Source organism: Chryseobacterium pyrolae (assembly GCF_025153485.1).
Lineage (GTDB): Bacteria > Bacteroidota > Bacteroidia > Flavobacteriales > Weeksellaceae > Chryseobacterium > Chryseobacterium antibioticum.
On the sequence record NZ_JANZQH010000005.1, the window covers coordinates 75,223 to 101,037 of the forward strand.

Annotated in this window: 21 protein-coding genes; 7 read left to right on the forward strand and 14 right to left on the reverse strand. The window is 38.0% G+C overall.

Annotated elements, in window-relative coordinates; genetic code table 11:
• Positions 1 to 131 precede the first annotated feature (131 nt).
• From NZD88_RS11890 to NZD88_RS11915, 6 genes are all read right to left on the reverse strand, one after another.
• The gene (locus NZD88_RS11890) at positions 132 to 581 is read right to left on the reverse strand and encodes a PepSY-like domain-containing protein (protein ID WP_259829355.1); all 450 of its coding nucleotides are present in this window, start codon (positions 579 to 581) and stop codon (positions 132 to 134) included.
• A gap of 254 nt (positions 582 to 835) precedes the next feature.
• Positions 836 to 1,531 carry a YjjG family noncanonical pyrimidine nucleotidase gene (locus NZD88_RS11895; RefSeq protein WP_259829359.1) on the reverse strand — a complete coding sequence of 232 codons (696 nt, stop codon included), beginning with the start codon at positions 1,529 to 1,531 and terminating at the stop codon, positions 836 to 838.
• A gap of 205 nt (positions 1,532 to 1,736) precedes the next feature.
• Positions 1,737 to 2,327 (reverse strand): RNA polymerase sigma factor, encoded by a 591-nt coding sequence (locus tag NZD88_RS11900; RefSeq protein ID WP_169234102.1) that lies wholly within the window; start codon positions 2,325 to 2,327, stop codon positions 1,737 to 1,739.
• 198 nt (positions 2,328 to 2,525) lie between these two features.
• The gene (locus tag NZD88_RS11905; protein WP_259829361.1) at positions 2,526 to 3,017 is read right to left on the reverse strand and encodes a hypothetical protein; all 492 of its coding nucleotides are present in this window, start codon (positions 3,015 to 3,017) and stop codon (positions 2,526 to 2,528) included.
• Positions 3,018 to 3,100: 83 nt separating this feature from the next.
• Complete coding sequence (gene metK, locus NZD88_RS11910) at positions 3,101 to 4,381, reverse strand: methionine adenosyltransferase (protein WP_259829364.1); 1,281 nt, start codon at positions 4,379 to 4,381, stop codon at positions 3,101 to 3,103.
• Between the two features lie 231 nt (positions 4,382 to 4,612).
• Positions 4,613 to 5,563 (reverse strand): LysR substrate-binding domain-containing protein, encoded by a 951-nt coding sequence (locus NZD88_RS11915; RefSeq protein ID WP_073335787.1) that lies wholly within the window; start codon positions 5,561 to 5,563, stop codon positions 4,613 to 4,615.
• Between the two features lie 131 nt (positions 5,564 to 5,694).
• Between NZD88_RS11915 and NZD88_RS11920 the strand changes: the two genes are divergently transcribed.
• From NZD88_RS11920 to NZD88_RS11940, 5 genes are all read left to right on the forward strand, one after another.
• Positions 5,695 to 7,182 (forward strand): catalase, encoded by a 1,488-nt coding sequence (locus NZD88_RS11920; RefSeq protein WP_259829369.1) that lies wholly within the window; start codon positions 5,695 to 5,697, stop codon positions 7,180 to 7,182.
• Between the two features lie 104 nt (positions 7,183 to 7,286).
• Complete coding sequence (locus tag NZD88_RS11925) at positions 7,287 to 8,054, forward strand: enoyl-CoA hydratase/isomerase family protein (RefSeq protein WP_169234107.1); 768 nt, start codon at positions 7,287 to 7,289, stop codon at positions 8,052 to 8,054.
• A gap of 43 nt (positions 8,055 to 8,097) precedes the next feature.
• Entirely contained in the window at positions 8,098 to 8,520 is a 423-nt protein-coding gene (locus NZD88_RS11930; RefSeq protein WP_111958590.1) for a deoxycytidylate deaminase, read from the forward strand.
• Between the two features lie 6 nt (positions 8,521 to 8,526).
• On the forward strand, positions 8,527 to 9,441 hold the full coding sequence (xerD, locus tag NZD88_RS11935) for a site-specific tyrosine recombinase XerD (RefSeq protein WP_259829372.1): 915 nt from the start codon (positions 8,527 to 8,529) through the stop codon (positions 9,439 to 9,441).
• Between the two features lie 42 nt (positions 9,442 to 9,483).
• Entirely contained in the window at positions 9,484 to 9,999 is a 516-nt protein-coding gene (locus tag NZD88_RS11940; RefSeq protein WP_259829374.1) for an NUDIX hydrolase, read from the forward strand.
• 108 nt (positions 10,000 to 10,107) lie between these two features.
• On the opposite strand, the gene NZD88_RS11945 is transcribed toward NZD88_RS11940, so the two are convergent.
• The 8 genes from NZD88_RS11945 to NZD88_RS11980 all read right to left on the reverse strand — a co-directional run bounded on the left by NZD88_RS11945 (position 10,108) and on the right by NZD88_RS11980 (position 19,692).
• Positions 10,108 to 10,566, reverse strand: coding sequence for a heme-binding domain-containing protein (locus NZD88_RS11945; RefSeq protein WP_259829377.1), 459 nt, complete (start codon positions 10,564 to 10,566; stop codon positions 10,108 to 10,110).
• A gap of 4 nt (positions 10,567 to 10,570) precedes the next feature.
• Complete coding sequence (locus NZD88_RS11950) at positions 10,571 to 12,328, reverse strand: Ig-like domain-containing domain (RefSeq protein WP_259829379.1); 1,758 nt, start codon at positions 12,326 to 12,328, stop codon at positions 10,571 to 10,573.
• Between the two features lie 23 nt (positions 12,329 to 12,351).
• On the reverse strand, positions 12,352 to 13,614 hold the full coding sequence (locus tag NZD88_RS11955; protein ID WP_259829382.1) for a serine hydrolase domain-containing protein: 1,263 nt from the start codon (positions 13,612 to 13,614) through the stop codon (positions 12,352 to 12,354).
• 228 nt (positions 13,615 to 13,842) lie between these two features.
• Positions 13,843 to 14,772 carry a 2-hydroxyacid dehydrogenase gene (locus NZD88_RS11960; protein WP_259829383.1) on the reverse strand — a complete coding sequence of 310 codons (930 nt, stop codon included), beginning with the start codon at positions 14,770 to 14,772 and terminating at the stop codon, positions 13,843 to 13,845.
• A gap of 267 nt (positions 14,773 to 15,039) precedes the next feature.
• Positions 15,040 to 15,591 (reverse strand): acyl-CoA thioesterase, encoded by a 552-nt coding sequence (locus NZD88_RS11965; protein ID WP_259829384.1) that lies wholly within the window; start codon positions 15,589 to 15,591, stop codon positions 15,040 to 15,042.
• A complete protein-coding gene (locus tag NZD88_RS11970; protein ID WP_259829385.1) occupies positions 15,579 to 16,331 on the reverse strand; it encodes an HU domain-containing protein in 753 nt (250 codons plus the stop codon). Before NZD88_RS11970 ends, NZD88_RS11965 begins: the two co-directional genes overlap by 13 nt.
• Positions 16,332 to 16,469: 138 nt before the next feature.
• A complete protein-coding gene (locus NZD88_RS11975; RefSeq protein WP_259829388.1) occupies positions 16,470 to 18,608 on the reverse strand; it encodes a TonB-dependent receptor in 2,139 nt (712 codons plus the stop codon).
• Positions 18,609 to 18,921: 313 nt separating this feature from the next.
• A complete protein-coding gene (locus NZD88_RS11980) occupies positions 18,922 to 19,692 on the reverse strand; it encodes a WG repeat-containing protein (protein ID WP_259829390.1) in 771 nt (256 codons plus the stop codon).
• A gap of 442 nt (positions 19,693 to 20,134) precedes the next feature.
• Here NZD88_RS11980 and NZD88_RS11985 point away from each other — a divergent pair, with 442 nt between their 5' ends.
• Both NZD88_RS11985 and NZD88_RS11990 read left to right on the forward strand, forming a co-directional pair.
• Positions 20,135 to 22,915 carry a bifunctional aconitate hydratase 2/2-methylisocitrate dehydratase gene (locus NZD88_RS11985; RefSeq protein WP_259829391.1) on the forward strand — a complete coding sequence of 927 codons (2,781 nt, stop codon included), beginning with the start codon at positions 20,135 to 20,137 and terminating at the stop codon, positions 22,913 to 22,915.
• 327 nt (positions 22,916 to 23,242) lie between these two features.
• Entirely contained in the window at positions 23,243 to 25,510 is a 2,268-nt protein-coding gene (locus tag NZD88_RS11990; protein ID WP_259829392.1) for an aconitate hydratase, read from the forward strand.
• The last annotated feature ends 305 nt before the right edge of the window (positions 25,511 to 25,815 follow it).

Sequence of the window (25,815 nt, forward strand, 5' to 3'; positions counted from 1 at the left end):
GAAGTTATATTCCGGACGACTGATATCTTCCGTCCGTTTTTTACTCTATGAATTGAATATTCATCTATTCATAACTGTGGCTTAAAAACTCCCATCCTCCAGCTTCCCTCAGCTATATTTTTTCACGGGAATTAATCATCAATTCTTTTGAAATTTCCTTTTTTGTCAAATTCAAGATCCAGTCCGTTAGAAAGTTCAGCTTTATAAGACCATCTTTCTTTTTCTATCTTAACGATATAGGTGTTTGGGAAATTTTTAGCGGCGTAGTTTCTGATTGATGCTGGAATAAATCCATAAGGCAGTTTCTGGTGTTTCCCATCCACTTCTTTCCAGTTTCCGTTGCTGTCGAACTCTACTTTCATTCCGTTGGCCAGATACACCTGGTATTCGTCAACGCCATAGATCTCTCTGTCTTCAATAGCCGATCCTACCGTAATACCTTTAAAATAAGTGGCAAGGAAATTCTTAGCTGTTTTAGGAAGTTGATTTGCGTTGATCGCTTTATCCTGTGCAAAAATAAATCCGCCTGCCATTAAAAAGATGAAAACAAGCGCTCCGGTGATTTTTCTAAAATTTTTCATAATATTAAATTTTTTCTGTCTTTATGATGAAGCAAAGGTCAGAATCAATTTAGGAAAGAATTAGGAAAAACGAAAAGTGAAGAATGAATAGTGAAAAATATTTGAACCATTAAGATCAGATAAGTGTTTAAGAAAATTAAGAAAGCTACTGCTTAAAAAAAATCATTTGATTTTTTCTTAATTAAACTTAAAACCTTCAATAATCTTAATGGTTCAAAAAAAAAGAATTTTACAGCTATTGAAAACTGCATATTTTATAAGTAGTCTTTGATCTGCAAAAGATGGGTTATAGCTTTTAAGCCTTCTTCCTGCTTATTTTCTTTATAAACATCAAAGAAAATCACATCGATTCCATAATTTTGAGAACCAACAACATCTGCGATCCAGTCGTCCCCGATCAGAATACTTTCTTCTTTACCGGCTTCTGCAAGTCCTAAAGAATATTCAAAGATTTTCGGATTGGGTTTTCTTACACCTATAGAATCGGCGCTGGTAATGGTTTTAAAATACTTGTCTATTCCGGATAAGATACATTTTCTTTCCGTTACTTCCTGGAAGCCGTTGGAAATAACATGTAGAGTATAATGTTTGGATTTAAGATAGTCCAAAATGTCCTGTGCTCCTTCTACCAGCTCATTGTGGTTAAGGATTTTATCCAGAAAATGCTCTTCAAAATATTGGGAAAGTTCTTCATCATCTACCCCAAAATGCTTGAAGGTATCATAGAAACGATGCTTTCTCAGGTATTCTTTACCGATAATGCCGTCTCGTATCTTTTCCCAAAGGCTTTCATTGATGTCGTGATAGACGGCATGAAACTCTTCAAAGTCGATAGTATAGTGTAAAGTGATTTCCTGCTTTTCAAAAAGGTCTTTTATGGTAAGATAAGCGTTCTTACGGTGATCCCAGAGCGTATTGTCCAGGTCAAAAAAAATGTGCTGAATTTTCATACAGCACAAAATTACTCAATTTAATTTTTGGAAATCGGGAAATTCTTACTTTTGGTTGATACCACTTCCAGACTTTTTGAGTAATTCAACAGAAAATCAATTGTTTGTTTCTTAGGTTTCAAAGTTTTCACTTTTAAGGAATCATTTTTTTTCATAGGCGAAAAGTATGTTTTCCTTTAAACGTGAATTTTTTAAAAATATTATCCTATCGTGTCAATACAATATTATTTTCGTCCATGATTTTTCTCAGGTTGATGAGTGCATAGCGTACTCTGCCTAATGTGGTATTGATACTCATATTGGTATGATCTGCAATTTCTTTGAAGCTTAACCCGTCAAAAAATCTTAATTTAATAACTTCCTGCTGGTTTTGCGGCAGAAACTGAAGCATTCTCAGCAGATCTTCCTGGATCTGTAAGGTGACAAGCTGATCTTCAATATTTTCCGATGGCTCTCTGATCAGATCAAAAATAGAATACTCGTCTGTTTCAAAAGTGGTTTCCGAAACTTTAACGTTTTTCGCTTTTAGTCTGAAATGATCAATGATAAGGTTGTGTGCGATTCTTTTGGCCCAAAGAATAAATTTACCTTCTTCATTATATCGTCCTTCTTTCAGCATCAGGATGATTTTCATGAAGGTATCCTGAAAAACATCATTGGCAAGGTCTTCATCATTAATTTTGTAAAAAATGAATGTAAACAGTTCTCTCTGATGACGATGAATAAGGGCTGATAGGGCTTCTTCGTCTCCTTTCTGGTAAAGGGAAATTAGTAGGCTGTCCGTTTTTAATTTCATAACTCTTCTCAATAATAAAAAATTTGCAGACCAGCAATTCTCCAGATATTTTATCTGGCCCTAGCTGTAAATACAAAACAGTTCTTTAGAGTAAAGTAAAATCAATAGGCAGTACAATTATTATGTGGTGTAAATATAATAATTTTTTAATAACTGTTAACCAATTATTAAATTTTTACGAGAAAAATTTAAAAAAACTTATTTAAACATATCATGAATAAACACTGTAGGGATATTTAATGTTAAATTAACATTTAAACCTTTCATCTCTTTTCCGTTTAAACGGGCATCTCCAATCGGGAAAGCATAGCCTCCTGCAAGGTCTAAAAGTCCGAAAAGGGTAACGCCAATTTTGGGAGCGATATATTTATTCGTTCCTTCTGCCCCTATCAAAAGATAATAGGAATGATAAAAGTCTACATTTTTCTCAAAATTCAGGAGTACATCCGCCTGCAGTTTCGGCATGATCGCAAATTTAGAACCGGCAGAACCCATTAAAGCAGAGCCTCCCAGCCTGTAAATCACATCATCATTCTTCAGGAAAAGCAGCTTCCCTCCCACTTCTCCAAAGCTCTGGTTCTGGTAGGTATACCCCACACTTACCATTTTGTGCATGGTGTATTGTGCCTTTGCCATTACGCTCAGGAAAAATATAAAAAGTACAGTTACTGCTGATCTAAAATTCATCATCTTTAAATTATTTAAGGTGTAAAATTAAAAAAAACTGCCTTACCCAAAGATAAAGCAGTCTATTTATTATTTCTGAAGAGAAATTAAATTCCGAAAGAAGCTTTAATTTCGTCTACTTTATCCAGTTTTTCCCAGGTAAAGAACTCAAGACCTGTAAGAGTAAGCTCATTTTTCTGACCTTTATTGAATGTTTTGTCAGCTGTATAATGTTCTTTCCCCATGTGTCCATAAGAAGCCGTTTCCAGATAGATTGGGTTTCTTAATTTTAAATTCTGCTCAATGGCGTATGGTCTTAAATCGAAGATGGTAGATACCTTTCTTGCAATTTCACCGTCGTTAAGATCTACTTTCGCAGTTCCGTATGTATTGATGTACAAACCACAAGGTTCAGCAACACCGATAGCATAAGAAACCTGTACCAGAACTTCATCAGCTACTCCTGCAGCCACTAAGTTCTTGGCAATGTGTCTTGTTGCATAAGCAGCACTTCGGTCTACTTTTGAAGGGTCTTTTCCAGAGAAAGCACCACCACCGTGAGCCCCTTTTCCTCCGTAAGTATCTACAATGATCTTTCTTCCTGTAAGACCTGTATCCCCGTGAGGACCTCCGATCACAAATTTACCGGTAGGATTGATGTGATATTTGATCTGGTCGTTGAACAACGCTTTGATTTCATCAGTCTGTTGAGCCACAACTCTTGGTACCAGAATACTTTTGATGTCTTCACGGATCTTGTTCAGCATGTCTTCTTCAGTTCCGAAGTCGTCGTGCTGTGTAGAAACTACGATAGAATCAATTCTTACCGGCTTATGGTCGTCGGAATATTCGATAGTTACCTGGCTTTTTGCATCAGGACGAAGGTAAGCGATTTCACTTCCGTCTCTTCTCAATACAGAAAGTTCTTTAAGGATTGTGTGGGCAAGATCTAAAGCAAGAGGCATATAATTAGCCGTCTCGTTGGTTGCATACCCAAACATCATCCCCTGGTCACCAGCTCCCTGTGCGTTTGCTTTAGCCTCAAAAGATTCGTCGTTTACGGCTCTGTCTACCCCTTGATTGATATCCGGAGACTGCTCATGGATGGCAGAAATTACCCCGCATGAATCACCGTTGAACATATATTCTCCCTTAGTATAGCCTATTCCGTTGATAACATCTCTTGCAATAGTCTGTACATCAAGATAGGCATCAGACTTCACTTCTCCGGCAAGTACAACCTGCCCGGTAGTTACAAGAGTCTCACACGCTACTTTGGAGTTTTTATCGTATGCTAAAAAATGATCGATTAATGCATCGGAAATTTGGTCGGCAATTTTATCCGGATGTCCTTCTGAAACTGATTCAGATGTAAATAGATAAGACATATTATTCTTTGTTTTTTAGATTAAAATTAAGTGAAGAAAAATAAGAATAATTGCCCAGAAAAAGAATACTGTTTTAGCATATTTTTAGAGAGGTTGCAATCAGGTCAAATTTTTCCTCGTTTATAAACGTCTGCAAATTTAAGTACTATTTTTTTAATACTAAAGAATTTTACTTACTAATTATAATTTTCTTAAAATTAATGGTTTAAATCACTTTGCGGACTTCTTAGTTCATTGCGGCTTGATGCTCACAAATTCCTTCGGGTTGATATGATAATTAAGCTTAAGCTCCAGGGAACTTTTGATAGAGTGAGATAATTCATCAATGATTTTCTGCTTAAAGGTCGGCTTATAATAGATGATTTTGATTTCTCTGTAAGGGAAAGGCTTCTTAAATCTGAAGACATTTTCCTTCTGTTCATCTGAAAGCTGACTCAATGCCAATTCCGGAAGAATACTGATTCCTCCTACTTTATCTACCATATGCACCAATGTCTGAATATTGGATGCCAGGAAATCTAAGTTCTTAGGCTTTAATGTATTTTCTTTTAGGTGGCAGATATTCTCAAACTGGTTTCTCAAACAGTTTCCTTCTTCCAGAAGCCATACTTTTTCAACATTTAGTTCTTCAGGGATGATATAAGAGTTCTTTTTATTAGCTTCCGTGTTGGAACTGTAGATCATCAACTCTTCATTGAACAGGAAATCCTGATAAAATTCATCGGCAGTATCATAGGGTGTAGAGATAATCCCTGCATCCAACTCTCCGGCTTTTAAAGCTTTTATAATGTTATCCGTGGTCATTTCCTTCACATTCATCTGGATTTTTGGGTTTTCTTCCAAAAACTTAAAGATTTCTGTTGGCAAAATGAATGAAGAAACGGTAGGAATAATTCCCAGATTGATTGTTCCACCCAAAATATTATTCAGAAGATTCGCTTTATTTTTCAGCTCATTGACAGATTCTATAATTACCTTTGCCTGATCAATGATCTGAAGCCCCACATCTGTGGTACGGATCGGGTGCGTAGTTCTGTCGAACACCTTCACATCCAGTTCATCCTCAAATTTTTGTATCATCGCGCTTAACGTGGGCTGCGTAATAAAGCAAGCCTGAGCTGCTTTACCAAAATGTTTGTACTTATCTACAGCGATAAGATACTCCAGTTGCTGAATGTTCATCTGATTAATATTATCTATTACAAAGATAAAAGGTTTTTGCTATTAGTAATCAAAAATTCAAGTAAATTTGATATTTAATACGTCTGCATAAGACGTTTACAAGGGAAATCAATCATACAAATCATAACGATATGGATTCTAAAAAATTAACGCTCAGCAATGGCGCTCCTTATTTTGAACACCAGGACTCACAAACTGTAGGTCCGAGAGGGCCTGTGCTTTTGCAGGATTTTATTCTTCAGGAAAACCTTGCGCACTTTGTTAGGGAAAGAATTCCTGAAAGAATTGTACATGCCAAAGGAAGCGGTGCTTATGGAACATTTACTGTCACTCATGATATCAGTCAGTATACGAAAGCTAAATTATTTTCAAAAGTTGGAAATTCATGCAGAATGTTTGCCCGGTTCTCTACTGTAGGTGGAGAAAAAGGTAGTGCAGATACAGCAAGGGATCCTAGAGGCTTTGCTTTAAAATTTTATACAGAAGATGGAAACTGGGATCTGGTAGGAAATAATACACCTGTGTTTTTTATTAAGGATGCTAAAAAATTCCCGGACTTTATCCACACACAGAAAAGGGTTCCGAAAACCAATTTAAAAAGTGCCACGATGATGTGGGATTTCTGGAGCCACAATCCGGAGTCTCTTCATCAGGTCCTTATATTAATGTCGGACAGAGGAACTCCACATGGCTACAGACATATGCATGGATTCGGATCTCATACTTTCGCGATGATTAATGCTCAAAATGAAAGAGTATGGGTAAAATTCCATTTTAAAACCAAACAGGGCATTAAAAACTTTACCGATGCGGAAGCGGTACAAATGGCAGGTGAAAACCCGGATTTTGCACAGGAAGATCTTTGTAACGCTATTGAAAACGGAGATTTCCCGAAATGGACAATGTATATTCAGGTGATGACAGAGGAGCAGGCAAAAGATTTCAGATGGAATCCTTTTGATGTTACCAAAGTCTGGTTCCACGATGACTACCCGATGATCGAAGTAGGTGAAATGGAACTGAATGAAGTTCCTGTAAATTATTTTGCCCATGTAGAACAGTCCACTTTTTCACCAAGCAGTCTTGTGAACGGAATAAGTTTTTCACCGGACAAAATGCTTCAGGGAAGATTGTTCTCTTATCCTGATGCCCACAGATACAGAGTTGGGGTAAACGCTCATCAGCTTGAAGTGAACCGATGCCCTTTTGCGGTCAATAACTACCAGAGAGATGGTTTCATGGCAGATTCCAGTGACTACCAGGACAAGCCGAATTATTACCCAAACAGCTTTGACGATGTCAAGCCGGACCCGGCCTACAAGAATTATGAATATGAGCTGGACAGTGCCCATGTAGCGAATTACAACAGAAACGAAAATGATGATGATCATTACACTCAACCCGGATTACTGTATACAAAATCCATGACTTCTGAAGATAGAGAACACCTAATCAGCAACATCATCGGAAGCATGAAAGGAATTACAGGACCGAAAAGAGATGAGATCATCAACCGTCAGCTATGTCATTTTTTCAGGGCTAATATAGAGCTTGGCATGAAAGTGGCATCACAGCTAAATATCAATATAGATGCAAATATGATGAATCATTCGAAATAGTATTTTGAATGATAAATCAAAAAAAAGGAAAAAAAACTAATATTTTTTCCTTTTTTTTGTAAAAAATTTATAATTTGCAGAAAATAATATTTTAAAGTGGAAAAATGAGTTACGAAAATATATTATTAGAAAAAGAAGACAGATTAGCGGTCGTGACCATAAACAGACCTCAGAGCTTAAACGCTTTAAATGCAAAAACTATTCAAGAGATAAGCTCAGCGATGGATGAACTTAATGCTGACCCAACCTGTAGAGTTATTATCATTACAGGAAGTGGCGAAAAATCATTCGTAGCTGGAGCCGATATAAAAGAATTCAGTGATTTTGGACAGGAAAAAGCCGAAGAATTGGCCAGAAACGGGCATAATACCCTGTTCAACAAAATTGAAAATACATCTAAGCCTGTTATTGCAGCCGTTAATGGTTTTGCATTAGGAGGAGGTTTAGAGCTTGCCATGGCGTGCCATATCAGATATGCATCAGAGAATGCAAAACTGGGGCTTCCGGAAGTAACGCTTGGATTAATTCCAGGCTACGGAGGAACCCAAAGACTTCCTAAACTTGTAGGAAAAGGTATTGCCAACGAAATGATCTTCTCTGCTAAAATGATTCCTGCTCAACGAGCAAAAGAAATCGGATTAGTGAATGAAGTATACCCTATTGAAGAACTATTAACCAAAACAAAAGAATTAGCGAGTAGTATAGCCAATAACTCACCAATGGCTATATCAAAGGCCATTAAGGCCGTAAACTTGTCTGATACAGATAAAGGTTTTGAATCTGAAATCAAGTATTTCGGGGAACTTTTTGAAATGGCAGACAAGAAAGAAGGAGTTACCGCTTTTATAGAGAAAAGAAAGCCTAACTTCTAAGATTTTTAATCCAAATTATTTCGAAAAAAACTAATGTAGCGGTATGAATAAGTTTGATAAAGCTTATCTAAAAATGGCCCAGGAGTGGGCAAAACTATCCTACTGTAAGAGAAAACAGGTAGGAGCACTTATCGTAAAAGATAGGATGATTATTTCAGATGGTTACAACGGAACGCCTTCGGGGTTTGAAAACTGCTGTGAAGATGGAGAGGGGAAAACACACTGGTATGTACTTCATGCGGAAGCCAATGCGATATTAAAGCTGGCCGCTTCCACTCAGTCTGCAAAAGGTGCCACGTTATATTTAACGCTGTCGCCCTGTAAAGAATGCAGCAAACTGATTCTACAGGCAGGAATTACAAGACTGGTGTATATTAATGAGTATTCAGACGACGACGGTATCGCGTTCTTGAGAAACCATAACATTGAAATAGAACAAATATCGGACTGTGAACTAAAAAAATAAGCACAAATGACCTGGGATGAAAAGATCAAAGATTTTGAAATATTTCTTCGCTTCGAAAGAAATTTTTCAGAAAACACTCTCGATGCCTATATTCGAGACATCAAGAAATTAAAAGATTACGCGAAAGAAGATCTGGCAAACGTCGGACCAGACGCTATCGGGTACGAAAACTTACAGGAATACATCTTCAATCTTTCCAAACAAAAGTTCAGCGAAAGATCTCAAGCAAGATGGATTTCTTCTATAAAAGCTTTCTTCAAGTTTCTGCTTGAGGACGAGTTTAGAGAAGATAATCCAGCATCATTGCTTGAAGGCCCAAAATTGGGATTATATCTTCCTGACACCTTAAGCCTGCCTGATATCAACAAGATTATCGCAGCCATTGAGGCCAATTCTGACCTCGGAAAGAGAAACCACTGTATCATTGAAGTTCTTTACGGATGCGGATTACGCGTCTCAGAACTTATTGATCTAAAAATTTCGAACATTAATTTCAAAGAACAGTACATCAAAGTAAACGGAAAGGGAAATAAAACCCGTTTTGTTCCTTTGGCGGACTATACTGCCGAACTTTTGGAAACCTACATTAAAGAGGTACGCTCGAACAATAAGATCAATAAAAAATATGAGGATACGCTGTTTCTTAACAGCCGCGGAACATCTATGTCCAGAGTGATCGTATTTCTGATTATAAAAGAACTTACGGACAAAGCTGGAGTAAGTAAAAAAATATCTCCACATACTTTCAGACATTCTTTTGCTACGCACCTTTTACAGAATGGAGCAGACCTTCGTTATATTCAGGAAATGCTGGGACATTCCAGTATTACGACAACGGAGATCTATACCCATCTGAAGACAGAAGAACTTCGGGATGTTATATTGAATTACCATCCGAGAAATATTAATATTGCTCAATGAAAAGAAGTTCCATCTGACCTTTGATAAAACAAGTATAAACAGATGAAATTATTGAAATATTGCCCAAGCTGTGGCAAAGAAACACTACACTGGGACGGCGAAAAAAAATGGAGCTGCCCCGAATGTGATTTCAAGCTTTACAATAACGTTGCCGGCGCGGTAGCAGCTGTTATCCGATGTGGTGACGAAATTTATCTTACCAGAAGAAATCGTGATCCTAAAAAGGGGAAACTCGATCTGGCCGGAGGTTTCGTAGATCCAAAGGAAAGCGCAGAGGAAGCGTGTAAAAGAGAGCTTTTTGAAGAACTTCAGCTTGATGTAAACCTTTCAAATTTAAGGTATTTGACCAGTCTTCCAAATATTTATCAATACAAGGAAATTGATTATAATACCATCGATCTGTTTTATGAGTACAATGTTTCGGAGAAATTTGAGGTGAACCTTGAACTTTCTGAAATATCAGAGGCTATTTGGATTTCTTTGAATGCATTGGATCTTGATGATCTTGCTTTTGATTCTCAAAAGAAGTTTTTTGAGGAATATTTGAAGAATATCTAAATAATATTATAAAAAAATATCCCGCAGATTTTGCAGGTGGTGCATCATGATAAAACATGATTTGTACCAGGCCTGTGAAATCTGCGGGAATTTTTATTTTTATTACAGCTAGTAAGATTTTGACTTCAGCATATCCTCGAAGTAATGAGTCAGCAGTGTTCTTTCTGCGTCCGATAGATTGGCTGCGTCATGATAAACAATGTAGCCCGGCATAGGCATCGTCTTATTTTGGACAGTCTGGATCGCCTTATTCAGCATACTTTCTTTTAGCTCCTTGTTATAGGTCCCCCAAACAGAAAAATTGAGATGTTCTCTCCCTTCATTGACATGGCTTTTTATAGACCAGGAAACAGGGGCTATATGGGCATACTTAGGATAAACTGTTTCATTGGAATGGCAATCATAGCAGGCTCCTTTTATTAAGCCGCTGATCTTCTCCGGAGTCTTTGTAGCATCAACAAAATTCACTGCTTTATCAACAGGTTTATTTACTTTATCAATGGGAATGAACTGGACCAGTGCAAAAGCGACCAGTGTCCAAAATAATACTTTCTTTACCGTTTTCATATGGCTACTTTACCGGTGTCAATACAGCATTTCCGGATTCTGACTTCAGTTCTTTATCCACTTCCTTCTGCACCGTTTCTTTCGGAGTATCTTCTTTTAGAGTCTCTGCAGGCTTAGGAGTATTTCCTTTAGGATTATCAAGCGTTCTGGTGTCTTTCAGATCCCAGTCTTCTTTGGTTTCCCATAGTGCCCTCACAATCGCTTTTTTGTAGAATACATAGGAGTCTTCCGCAAAAGTTTCTGTTTCAAAGTCAGCTTCGTCCCAGAATTTATTTCCGTTGTTATCTACCAATATTCTTACAATATATTCATTAGGCTTAAGGATGTCAAATTTCACGTTGTTGCCTTTGGTATAGCTTGAATAGATTACTTTATCAGAGCTATCCAGAAGCTGAATCCAATAGCTGGCATCCGGAGCATTCTGAATGGTAAATGCTAAGCTTCCGAACTGATCTACTTTATCTACCTCAAAATCGAAACGCTTTGACTGTACATTTTTAGTGTAGAATGACGAAACTGTTTCTTTTGGAATGGTTAGCTGGTATTTTTTTCCTGTCACAAAATCTGAATGTATCAGGATTTGATAAGGATTTGTTTCAGAGATTTTAGCTGTGAATTCCTGAGTGGTTAAACTATCGCTTTTCAGAACCCATTTTTCGGGACTGATCTTATCGATGATATAACCTGATCTTATCTTAAAATCAGAATTGGGGGCTAAGGCAGGGCCACCATTATCATTCTCAAGATCCATTGCATTTTTCTTGTTGTATTTATAGAATACTGACACCGTATCCTGCTTTTTCCCGGTATCATAGCTGAATTTAAGATTATCATTAGTGGTCTGTCCCACATCGCTTTTTACAGCATCAAACCAGATCTTTATAGAATCTGATTTCGGACGGTGAGTAACCTTAATATCCTGAAGCTTTTCATTGATAGAAGCTACTTTCACGTTCTCAGGGTTTCCTTCAAATGTCATGACAATTCCGCCCGGACTTTCTTTCATTTCCCCATATTTCACAGGCTTTTTGGAAGGGTAAACCTTTAAATTTAATCCTGAAACAGACTTTTCAACATCGATCGGTTCTTTCTGGAATCCAATTTTTTCTTTTCCGGGATCATATACAGAATTTGCATTTTCATCCTCAAAGGCAATGATCTTATATTTTCCTGGTGTAAGATAATTAAGCTCGTAATATCCGTCTTCATCCACTTTGGTGATGTAGTAAGGCTTCTGCTTATAGTTGATGGTATCTTTCACCTGGTAGAGTCCTACCACAAGTTTATTTTCACCCTGCTTCTTTTTAATAGCTACCGCATCTGTGATATCACCGCTGACATAGAGATCATCCAGTTTATCACCTGTTGAAAATGCAAAATTGAAATAACGGAGAATATTAGCTTCGTTGTTATCCGCAATAGAATTTCCAAAGTTGAAGTTATAGGTTGTATTGGCCTGAAGCGTATCTTCCCATTGAATCATCACATATTTATTCGCGATATTGGAAGGAAGGATCCTCTTTATATTTTTGATAGGCGGCGAGATGATCAGGTTTTTATTGATATCCTTTAGCGTAATATATTCATCAAAATCCAGTCTGAGCTCGTGGATATCTCTTTTGACATTGATTCTTGTACTATCAATGTTTGAGCTTAAAAACTTTGGAGCCAGGGTATCTTTCGGACCTCCCACAGGAGCCCCGACTCTTGCACATGAATGGACAAGAAAGCAGATCACGAATAATAGAAGAAGTCTTTTCATATATGTTTAAGCAAAATTAAACATTATTCTCCAAAAACTTCATGTCCAGCATTTAAAGTATCTTTATTATCGTTCATTACACTGTGCAGCTTATCTTTCTGAACTGGAAAATCCTCGAATAATCCTGATAACGCCAATGCTGTATAAACTTTAGTTGAATATCTGTTTCCAATGGCTACAATGGTTACTTTGGATTTTAAGAGATGCGCAAATACTGAATTGGTCCCATGCCACCAGCCGTTGTGGTAGGTAAGCTTTTCTCCGTTATCAAAGATTTTCATCCTGAAACCGAGTCCGTAATTATTCATTCCTGCCTTTTCATTGCTGTAAGGTGTGAAAACCATCTGCATCAGATCCGGCTTTAGGAAATCCTTGGAAAACATGGCTTTGGAGAAATTATAAAGGTCTCTTGGTGTTGTATAAACGTTTTTATCCCCGTAAATAAGATCAAGTCTGTCCAGAGGATACAGTCTCTTTCCACCGTAATAAAAGGACTGTGCCGCGGTAGGAATGTCTTTTTCCTGGAAAATATAAGTGTGTTCCATTTTCAGGGGCTGAAATACCATTTCTTTCATAGCCTGCGGAAAAGGAGTCTTGGTAATCTTCTCAATCAGTAAAGCCAGCATCGCAAAATTGGTATTACAGTACATAAATCCTGTATCTGTATCTCTTGCAAGTTCTGGCTTGTATTTAATGAGCATATTCAGGACATCCTGATTCGTAATGAAAGCTTTGGAAAGCTCAGCCGGAGCGGGCTGTATTTTGGCAATAAAATATTCGTATTTCGGAAGACCGCTTCTCTGATCGAGTAAAGTCTGTACGGTAACATTCGGGTAAGGAAATCCCGGAAAATACTGGGTCAGATGGTCAGAAAGTTTAATTTTTCCAGCTTCTACGAGCTTTAACATCGCCATTGCGGTCAGTGTTTTTGAAACTGAAGCTACATGCAGCGGAGTATTTTTATCGATAGGCATCTGGTCTCCTTCTCTTCCGAAACCTCTGTATTTCTCATACAGAATTTCGTCTCCTTTTGCCACAAGGACGCCTCCACTCAGGTCTCCGCCTTCCCATATTTTTTTATAATACTGGTCGATGTATCCAGTCAATATTCCTTTATCACCAAGCTGGCTTTCTGCTTTGGTAAATACATTGTCCAGGTCTACATTTCCATAGTTCGGAAGATGGGTTGTATTTTCTGCTGAAGCCTGTTTGGAATCGGAATTTTTTTTACAGGAAATAAGGGATAAAAAAACAGTTACAATAAGTACAAGGTTGCGCGTCGTCATGAGTATCAAAAATGAGCAGCAATTTAATAAAACTCCAAAATAAATTCTTAATAAGGAGCGTACATTATGAATTATTTAACATAATCTTATGCGAAATTTTGAACTCAGAAAAGTAATCTTTTAGAGAAGACTCATGTATTATGGTAAAATGCTTCGGCCTCACTCATCACGATACTGTTACCAATATTTGTTAAGCAAAGCCAAAGCATCTGTATTCTTTTTATCAATTTAACAGAACTGAGCGACAATTTTATCTACAATCACCTGCGCAAGCTTTTCCTTGCTTTGGTGCGTCCAGCCTGCTATATGCGGTGTTACAATTGTTTTTTCTGATTTCAGAAGGTATTGGAGGTCTTCATTTTCTGTTTCAAGATTTTCAAAAGATGCCTTTTCGTATTCAAGAACATCAAGGCAAGCTCCTTTTACTTTTCCTGATTTTAAGGCCTCAACTAAATATTTAGTTTCTACGTTTTTTCCTCTTGCGGTATTCACAAAATAGAAGTCTTTTTCCATTGCTGAAATAAACTTTTCATCAACAAGATAATGAGTTTCAGAAGTTAATGGAATATGAAGACTTAAGATATCCGCAGACTGCTTTAATTCTTCCAAACTTACTTGTGTGGCATATTCGTCTGAAAGTCCGGGAAGGATATCATGAAATATGACTTTACAGCCAAATCCTGAAAATCTCTTCGCCGTAGCTTTGCCCATATTCCCGTACCCGATAAGTCCAACGGTTTTTCCAAGCAGCTCATCACCTCTGTTTTCTTCACGCTTCCAGATCCCGTTTTTCACTTCCTGGGAAGCAATGAAAAGTCGGTTCATCAGGATCAACAGCATGCCTACAACATGTTCTGCTACAGAGTCTCTGTTGCCTTCAGGAGAATTGATGAGTAGTATTCCCAGCTCTTCAGCGACAGGAATATCAATATTTTCCATCCCCGCTCCTACTCTGGCGATGAACTTCAGATTTTTCCCTTTTTCAAGAAAGTTTTTATCCAAAGGAATTCTGCTTCTGATGATAATACCGTCATAATTTTCAATTTTACGGCAAACCTCATCGTAAGAAGAAGTGAAATCCTCTTCCAGCACAAAATTTTTAGCTAAAAGCTGTTCTGTGATGAGAGGATGGTTTTTATCTAAAAGGAGAATTTTCATTTTTTAAACACGAATAATTTAAACACTAATGACACTAATTATTTCACAAATGACACTAATTTGAATTTCATAGCGTCCCATTGATTACTCTTTTTACCCAGTTTTTAAACTGAAGGGTATTAAAACTGATCAGCATTCTAAGCTTACAATTGCTTACACGAAATATCTGATGCTATCATTTTTTTCCATTTACTCTGCACAATTCATTTGTGAAAATCTGTTCAGGCATTTGTGTTATTTGTGTTTAAATCTTTACAAAGGCAGAATTTATTTCTTATCCTTCTTTGATTCTTTTACTTCTTCCGGATCCTGGAACAATTTCTTAAGCTCTACAGAATCAAGAGGTTTCATTCTCCCTGAAAGAATAAGAGAAAGTTCTTTTCTTCTGATGGCCGCAGCATGTCTCGATATTTCTTCTTCTGTTTCCGGGATCATATCCGGGATAGGAATAGGACGGTTGAATTCATCTACCGCAACGAATGTATAAATCCCTTCATTGGTGTGAATTTTCTTCTGATTGATCGGGTCATCCAACCATACATCTACATACACCTCCATTGAAGTAGAGAAAGCTCTGGATACTTTAGATTCCAGAACTACTACTCCGCCCTCAGGAATAGGATGATTGAAAGAAACGTGGTTGACTGATGCCGTTACGACTCTCCTCTCACAGTGTCTTGCTGCAGAAATGGAAGCACAACGGTCCATTTTTGCCAGAAGCTCACCTCCGAAAAGGTTTCTTAAAGAATTGGTTTCGTTCGGAAGAACAATATTGGTCATGATGGTCAGGGATTCTGACGCTTTTTTTACTTTTGCCATTGAGTCTTAGTGTGGTTTTGAACTGCCGGAGCGGATTTTGTCCCTTTCCCGGCTGATTTTGATAATGAATCTTTTTTCAAGGAATCTGAAACTGCTGTTTCCGGCGTATGAACCATTACTTTTACGGTATCTTTTACAATTCTGTGCGTAGAAGTCTGCACAGAAACCTTATCAAAAGATTTTTTTCCGAAAAGAAGTTCCTGCTGGGTAAATGCCAGATAAATAATTCCTAAAACAGGAACAGCAACCAGGAAAATCCAAAGAACAGACTTTTTGAATGTATAATCTTTTTCTCTGTTTTCGGTGGTATTGATCTTTTCTCCGTTATTGATATCCGAAAGCCTTATTTCTTCAAGTCCATAGAAATCCGGATGTCCTGATTCTATTCTTTTCCCTTTGAAACGGGCAGTGTCATCTTCAATCGTAATGATTCCAAGGTTCTGAATTTCCAGGGCCTGATCTGCCTGAAGTTTTTTCTTCCAGAAATCCGTCTGGATCTTCAGATCGCTTTTGGAAGCCTCCAGAGACATCTGTTTCTGTGCCGCTATAAAAGCTGCAAGTTCGTCAGACTGGATTTCATAATCCACCGCAAAAACGATCTCGCTTGCGGGCGGAAGGATGCTTCCGTTCTCGGAATTGATAATTGCCTTGGAGTTTTTAAGCGAAAACACACCGAAGCTCGGAACCGTCACAGTTCCAAATTGTTTCAGATATTCTAAAATGTAAGCTGAAATATTCATTTGGCAGCAAATTTATAATTTTTTCATGACTTTTTGAAGAGATTTATCGGATATAAAAAAAGACTGCCGAAACAGTCTTTTGATAAATAGGTATAAAATTGAATGTATTAAAATCTGTTTGATAAATTATTTTACAGATTATTGAATTTTCCAGCTGATCCCGAACATAAAATTAGTTCCTGCCTGTGAAAAATAGTAAGGATCACCACCGTAAACTGCACCATTGTTTACATACTTTTTATTGAAAAGGTTATTTACCAGTAATTTTAATGCGATATCATGATGAGCTAGCGTAAACTGATATTGTGCATTGAAATCCGTCAGGAAATAATCTTTCAGTTCCAGGTTTTTGTCTCCCGTATTATCCAGATTCTGTTTTCCGACATACTGATTCATTAAAGCCAACTGGAAATTTTTATTCGGATTGAACTTCAGACCAAGATTGGCAATAACATTTGGGGAGAACGATATATCGGTATTTCCCAGATTCTGAAGGGTCTCATTGCTTTTAATATTAAAATCTAGATTCCTGTTCTGGCTCAGGGTGACATTTCCGGACACTTCCCATTGCTTGGAAAGCCTGGCCAATGCACCAATCTCAACCCCTCTCCTGTAGCTCTTCCCAGAGTTCGTTCTTATAAACGCACCTACATTATTCAATTGTCCATTCAGCACTAACTGATTGACATAGTACATATAATATAAGTTAGCCGTTACAGACAAAATCCCGAATTGCTTTTCAATACCTGCTTCAAAATCGTGAAGCTTTTCAGCTTTCACCTCATTGTCGCTCATTAAATCATCTCTGTTCGGTTCGCGCTGAGCATGAGCATAGGAAAAGAACACTTTTCCACTTCCAATCTTGTAATTTACACCCGCTTTCGGATTAAAGAAAAGCCAGTTCTTATCAAGATTTCCACCTTCACCATCTCCGGCAGTAAGAATTTTTGTGTTATAATCGATATTTCTGAGCTGAAGATCTCCAAAGAATTCAAAATGCTCCCCTGTTCTCCATAAAGCTTTCGCAAAACCTGCTACTTCAGTTTTTACAGAACGGTTTCTGTAATATTCATATTCATTGATCTGTGGAAAATACACACCAGTAACATTTCCAAAATGTCTTCCGTAATACTGGTTGGCCACTACTCCGAAATTAAGATCTACATGATCCAGTTTTCCATACAACGTGGAAACAGCACCATAAAAATCATTATCCAACCATTTTTTTCTGATAAAATCAGTCTGCTCCACAGCAGATCCGCTCACGATCGGTACCGGCAAATTATAATTGGCATAATGTGTTGCATCTACATCCGTTTCATCTACTCTTTTATAGTTTTCATAATACCCTCTTCCTTTCGTATAGTGGAAAGTGGTTTCTAAACTCCAGTTATCATTGAATTTCTGCTCCCATAAAAGCTGGTAATGATTCTGTCTGTAATTGTCCGTCTCATTATCATAGAACGTCTCTTCTCCTGTAAACAGATCTGTGTACTGTCCTGAATAATTGAATTTTGGATTCGTTTCCCACGTTGGTCGGTCAATTCCGTTCCAGGCCTGATAAGTCTTCTCTTTTCCTCCGAAAGCCATAAGGCGAAGTCTCGTTTTCCCTTCTTCAAATAATGCTGTGAAATTGTAAGAATCCAGGTTTGATGAAGCTCTGTCGATATATCCGTCAGAATGAATACGCGTATACCTTCCCATCACCGAAAGCCTGTTTTTCCAGAATTTTCCGGAACCCGCTTCCGCAGAATACTTATAGGTATTAAATGAACCATAACTGTCGTCGGTCTTAAAATACATTTTCTCGTCCGGTTCTTTGGAGATCACATTGATGCTCGCTCCAAACGCAGAAACCCCATTATTGGAAGTACCCACACCTCTCTGAATGACGATCTGTGAAGCAGAACTTGTAAGATCCGGAACATTCACGAAGAACGTTCCCTGGCTTTCAGAATCGTTGTACGGAACACCGTTCATCATCACATTAATCCCATTTCCAGCCACTCCACGAATCCTGAATCCAGTATATCCGACTCCGTTTCCGGCATCAGAAGTAGAGATAATAGACGTTTGATTTTTTAAGAGGATAGGAAGATCCTGACCTAGATTCCTGCTGTCGATATCCTTCTGTACATTGATAATTTCCTTAGCAACGGGAAGTCTTTTGGTAAAATTGACAGCTTCAATTTCCCTGATCTTCAGGGAATCTTTATTTTGAGCCTGGATAAAGGCTACAGCGCCTACGGTAAGGCCTAAAAAAAACAATCCTTTCATTCTATAAATTTTTAAAATTTAATGAATAAAAGGGGCGGATTAAATAATGTAACAATTTACTAGTTTAACAGTCTAGCAATGAGAATTGGTATATTGTTATACTGTTCCATTGGTACATTTTAAATTCCCTAAACGGCATTATCCGTTCCAGGTTCATTGGGTATAATCTCAGCCTTTTACAGCACCCCTTTATTTCAGTCGCGAAATTACAAAAAAAATGCGAGATGTGGAGTTTGTGAAGAATCCGGTGTTTTCGGGAGGCAAGGTGCGCGATTTAATAAAAGCCTAAAGCCTTTTGCTTATAGCTTTCCACCTAATATGTCTTATTTCTTGCATCAATATAGTAATAGTTCTTCCCATCTTTCGTGACTTCAAACATTCTTCCCAGTTTCCAGCTGAAATTTCTTTTGATGTTGGAATATTCGAAAGGAATGATCACTTTATTATTAACATCTATCACTCCAAATCTGTCATTATGGGAAGCAACAATCATTGGGTTTTCAATATCATCACCTTCCATAATATATAAATACTGGTATTGAGGATAGATTTTGTAATCTCTGTAGTCTGCAGCATTCACAAATTTGGCTTTTTCAATGATTCCGTAAAAACCATTTAAAACATATGCCTGATACACCTGTTGCTTATAATCTCCAAACTTACATTTTCCGAGATCAGAATCTTTAAACTGGTAGACTCTTTTCCCTGTTTTGTCCACGCGGTAAGAGATCAAATCTTTTTCTACCGTTGCGTATTCCTCAGTTCCAAATTTTCGTGCTTTTTGATTGGGAGAATTCAAAAGATTGCAATCTTCATAAAAAAAGACAGCGATATGATACTCAGGTTTGATGATAAATTTTCCGTTTTGATTGACGTACCCAAATTTTCCGTTTTCCTTTTTAGGGATCAGCACAGGAAGATCCTGATGGATGACCACCAGATCAGGATTCGGCTTAGCCGCGACAGGTTGCTTCTTTACGATAGTTTTCGTTACATTTTTAACCGGCAGCTTCTTCACAGATTTTGTTTGAGAAAAAACGAAAATCGACATCAATACGCAGAAAAAATTCAGGATATTTTTCATATTCACCATTTGTGTGCAAAACTACGGCCAAAATAGAAACTATCAAATTCATATTTATAAAGAATCTAAATAATTTCATCCTTATAAAATATTAAAAATACGTAAATTTGGGAGCACTTTTTAAGTGTTTGATAATCTAAAAACGTTTTGGAGATATAATTTTTGATCGTAATACTTTCAAAAAAGTGTATAAATCTTACCCAAAGAGAGTTTTTTTAACAAGACAAACCGCAGGTAAACTACTTATACTTCTATAAAGATCATATACTTCACTTCAAAACTAAACATTATCTCACATTTTTTAAGGAGGTAGATGATGTTGTTTATTACTATAGTCGTTTTGCTGCGGCAACTTTAAATGTTTTATTGTAATTTATAACCCTGTTAAGAAAGAATAACAGAACTGACTCTACTTTTAAAAATTTAAAAGACTTCTATTATTATGAATATGTATCAGGATTACATCCAAGAGATTGAGGAAAGAAAAAACCAGGGGCTTCATCCAAAGCCAATTGACGGTGCCGGATTATTAAGCGAAATCATTGCACAAATTAAAGACTCAGGTAACGAATATCGATCGGATTCTCTTCAATTTTTCATTTACAACACCTTACCGGGAACTACCAGTGCAGCGGGGGTGAAAGCTCAATTTTTAAAAGAGATCATTCTCGGTGAATCAGTAGTAGAAGAAATATCACCGGCGTTTGCTTTTGAATTATTATCTCACATGAAGGGAGGTCCTTCCATTGAAGTATTGCTTGATCTTGCTTTGGGTAACGATTTATCTATTGCCAAAGAAGCAGCAAACGTTCTTAAGACACAGGTTTTTCTTTATGACGCCGATACGAATCGTTTGAAAGAAGCATTCAATAGTGGTAACCCGATCGCCATAGAGATCATTGAAAGCTACGCAAAAGCTGAGTTCTTCACTCAACTTCCGGAAATTGCTGAAGAAGTAAAAGTGGTTACATTTATCGCTGGTGAAGGTGATATCTCAACCGATTTACTTTCTCCGGGTAACCAGGCGCATTCAAGATCAGACCGTGAACTTCACGGTAAATGTATGATCACTCCTCAGGCACAGGAAGAAATTAAAGCTTTACAGGCACAACATCCTGACAAAAGCGTCATGCTGATCGCTGAGAAAGGAACAATGGGTGTAGGCTCATCAAGAATGTCAGGAGTAAATAACGTGGCTTTATGGACGGGTAAACAAGCAAGCCCATATATTCCCTTCGTAAATATTGCTCCAATTGTAGGAGGAACAAATGGTATTTCTCCAATCTTCCTTACAACGGTTGACGTTACCGGAGGTATTGGTCTTGACCTTAAAAACTGGGTTAAAAAACTGGACGAGAAAGGGGAGCCAATTCGTAACAAAGCTGGAGAACCTATTCTTGAAGAAGCTTATTCAGTTGCTACAGGAACTGTTCTTACCATCAATACAAAAACAAAAAAATTATATAACGGAGACCAGGAACTGATTGACATTTCGAAGGCATTCACGCCTCAGAAAATGGAATTCATTAAAGCTGGCGGATCATACGCTATTGTATTCGGTAAAAAACTACAAACATTTGCTGCGAAACTTTTAGGAATAGAAACACCTCTTGTTTTTGCTCCGTCAAAAGAAATTTCTCACGAAGGACAAGGTCTTACCGCAGTAGAAAAAATATTTAACAGAAATGCAGTTGGTTCAACACCAGGAAAAGTGTTACACGCTGGTTCTGATGTTCGTGTAGAAGTAAACATCGTTGGATCTCAGGACACAACAGGTCTTATGACTGCTCAGGAACTGGAATCAATGGCGGCAACTGTAATTTCGCCAATTGTTGACGGTGCATACCAGTCTGGCTGTCACACTGCTTCAGTTTGGGATAAAAAGGCGCAGGCTAATATTCCAAAATTAATGAAATTCATGAACGAATTCGGTTTGATCACAGCCCGTGACCCGAAAGGTGAATATCACGCCATGACTGACGTAATTCACAAAGTTCTTAACGATATAACGATAGACGAGTGGGCGATCATCATTGGTGGTGACTCTCATACAAGAATGTCTAAAGGGGTTGCTTTCGGAGCAGACTCAGGAACCGTTGCTCTTGCACTGGCTACAGGTGAAGCGTCTATGCCGATTCCGGAATCTGTAAAAGTGACTTTTAAAGGGGATATGAAAGAACACATGGATTTCCGTGATGTGGTTCATGCTACCCAAGCTCAAATGCTTAAACAGTTTGGAGGAGAAAACGTATTCCAGGGAAGAATCATTGAGGTCCACATCGGAACACTTCCTGCTGACCAGGCCTTTACATTTACAGACTGGACTGCAGAAATGAAAGCTAAAGCGTCCATCAATATTTCTGAAGACGAAACCTTAATCGAATCATTGGAAATTGCAAAAGGCAGAATCCAGATCATGATCAATAAGGGCATGGATAACCACAACCAGGTTCTTCAAGGCTTAATTAATAAAGCGGATAAGAGAATCGCTGAGATCAGATCGGGTGAAAAACCAGCTTTAACTCCGGATTCCAATGCTAAATATTATGCTGAAGTAGTTGTTGATCTTGATATCATTGTAGAACCTATGATTGCTGACCCGGATGTAACCAATGATGATGTTTCCAAGCGATATACTCACGATACAATCAGAGCACTTTCTTACTATGGAGGTGAGAAAAAAGTAGATCTTGGTTTTGTTGGATCTTGTATGGTTCACAAAGGAGATTTAAAAATCGTTTCTCAAATGCTTAGAAATATTGAAAAGCAACAAGGGAAAGTAGAATTCAACGCTCCTCTTGTAGTAGCAGCTCCAACCTATAATATCATTGATGAATTGAAAGCGGAAGGAGACTGGGAATTTTTAGAAAAATATTCTGGTTTTGAATTTGATGATAACGCCCCTAAAGGTGAAGCACGTGTTGAATACAAAAACATGATGTATCTGGAACGTCCAGGTTGTAACCTTTGTATGGGTAACCAGGAGAAAGCGGCTAAAGGAGATACGGTATTGGCAACTTCTACCCGTCTTTTCCAGGGAAGAGTGGTTGAGGATTCTGAACGTAAAAAAGGAGAGTCTTTATTGGCTTCAACTCCGGTTGTTGTACTTTCTGCAATCTTTGGAAGAATTCCTAATATAGATGAATACAAAGCTGCCGTTGAAGGTATTGACCTGACTAAATTCGCTCCACCTATTAAGGAGCTGGTTCAGGTTGGTCATTAATAGAGTTTGACGATAAGTCTTACGGCTATTTCAAAAAATATAAAATTGAAAGATTTTGGTCCTGCGGGATTCAAAATCTTTCAATTTTTGTTTAGAACCTTTCCATTTAAGACCGATTAACAATTATTTTAAATAAAATTGAGAAACGAAATTCCATTTTTTCTTAACTTGATAGAAATAAAACATCCTGATTATTGATTAGAAATATCCTTTTTATACATCGAAGGAACAGTATTTGATGAATTGTAGTAATAAAAGAATTTCCGCTTTTAAACCTTAATTAATAGCGGAAAAGTTTATTTGAAAAAAGAAAAATTAAATTAAGATATGACTTTTGATATTGATATGATCAAAAAAGTGTACGAGCGTTACCCCGAAAGGATTGCTGCGGCAAGACAAATCGTGGGAAAACCACTTACACTTTCAGAAAAAATCCTTTACACCCACCTATGGGAAGGAAATGCTACATCAGCACATGAAAGAGGAAACTCTTACGTAGATTTCGCACCAGACAGAGTTGCCATGCAGGATGCAACGGCGCAGATGGCGCTTTTACAATTTATGCAGGCGGGAAAAGCCAAAGTAGCCGTTCCTTCAACCGCTCATGCCGATCACCTGATTCAGGCAAGAGTAGGTGCAGAATCCGATTTGCAGGAAGGGATCAACAAAAACTCTGAGGTGTTCAACTTCCTGAGTTCGGTTTGTGATAAATATGGAATCGGTTTCTGGAAACCGGGAGCAGGTATTATTCATCAGGTTGTCCTTGAGAATTACGCATTCCCGGGAGGTATGATGATCGGTACAGATTCTCACACCGTAAATGCCGGAGGATTAGGAATGGTTGCCATCGGAGTTGGTGGTGCTGATGCAGTAGACGTGATGGCCGGAATGGCCTGGGAGCTTAAAATGCCAAAACTTATCGGTATAAAATTAACCGGTAAAATGAGCGGATGGACGTCTGCAAAAGACGTTATCCTAAAAGTAGCAGGTATCCTTACCGTAAAAGGAGGAACAGGATGCATCGTAGAATATTTCGGAGAAGGAGCACAATCTCTTTCAGCAACAGGTAAAGGAACCATCTGTAACATGGGTGCTGAGATCGGGGCGACCACTTCTACTTTCGGATATGATGATTCCATGAGAAGATATTTAGCCGCAACCGGAAGACAGGATGTTGTAGATGCCGCTGACAAAATAGCAGAACACTTAACGGGTGATGCTGAAGTATATGCGAACCCTGAGCAATATTTTGATCAGGTAATCGAGATCAACCTTTCTGAACTTACACCACACTTAAACGGACCTTTCACTCCGGACTTAGCGACCCCAGTAGCTGAATTCAGAGCTAAAGCTGAAGCGAACGGATGGCCAATAGAGGTAGAATGGGCACTGATCGGTTCTTGTACCAACTCTTCTTATGAAGATTTATCAAGAGCAGCTTCTATCGTAGAAGATGCGGTAGCAAAAGGGGTTAAACCAAAAGCAATCTTGGGGATCAATCCAGGTTCTGAGCAGGTGAAATTCACAGCAGAAAGAGATGGATTTTTGGATTCTTTCAGAAAATTTGAGAATACGAGAATCTTTACGAATGCTTGTGGACCTTGTATCGGACAATGGGACAGAGAAGGTGCTGATAAAGGGGAGAAAAACTCCATCATCCACTCTTTCAACAGAAACTTTGCCAAAAGAGCTGATGGTAACCCGAATACACATGCTTTCGTAGCTTCTCCGGAAATGGTAGCTGCAGTAGCGATCTCGGGAAGATTAGACTTTAACCCAATTACAGATACACTAACCGCAGAAAACGGCGAGCAAGTGAAGCTGAATGAGCCTAAAGGTTCTGAACTTCCTGCAAAAGGTTTTGCTGTGGATGACAACGGATATCAGGCACCTTCTGAAGACGGTTCTTCTGTAGTGGTGAACGTAAGTCCTACTTCAGACAGACTTCAGTTGTTGGAAGAGTTCCCGGCATGGGACGGTAAAAACATCGAAGGTGCTAAGGTATTGATCAAAGCTTTCGGAAAATGTACTACTGACCACATTTCTATGGCTGGACCATGGTTGAAATACAGAGGACACCTTGATAATATTTCAAACAATATGTTGATTGGGGCTGTTAATGCCTACAACATGGAAACCAACCACGTTAAAAATGAATTAACGGGTGAATTTGGTGAAGTTCCTGCTGTACAGAGAGCTTACAAAGCTGCCGGAATCCCTACTATCGTTGTTGGAGACCAAAACTACGGTGAAGGTTCTTCAAGAGAGCACGCGGCTATGGAACCAAGACATCTTGGTGTAAAAGCAGTATTGGTAAAATCATTCGCGAGAATCCATGAAACAAACCTTAAAAAACAAGGGATGTTGGGAATTACTTTCGCTAATGAAGCGGATTATGACAAAATCCAGGAAGATGACACCGTTAACTTCTTAGATCTTGATCAATTCGCGCCAGGAAAGCAGTTGACTTTGGAATTCGTACACGCTGACGGAACTAAAGACACCATCATAGCAAACCATACTTACAACGATCAGCAGATCGATTGGTTTAAGGCGGGTTCTGCACTTAACCTGATTAAGAGACAGGAAAACTAATTGTCAGATTTAATCTATCATAGAAAAGCGGCTTCCTAGGAAGCCGCTTTTTATTTGATCTGTCTCGTTCTGAAAAAGGTTGACTATAAAAGAATTTGCTCAGCAATAATCAGATGTTGATAGTCACTTTCTAGCCCTATTTAAACTTTTCGATTTAAATCTATTCCACCAGTTAATTGCTTGACTAGGCATAACATTATGCTTTTTAATGAAAATAATTCTTTGCAAAAATCTCTTTAAAGTATGTTTTTTATTTATGATTCTACGATGAAAATAAATATTATATTGACCTCATAAAAATCAAA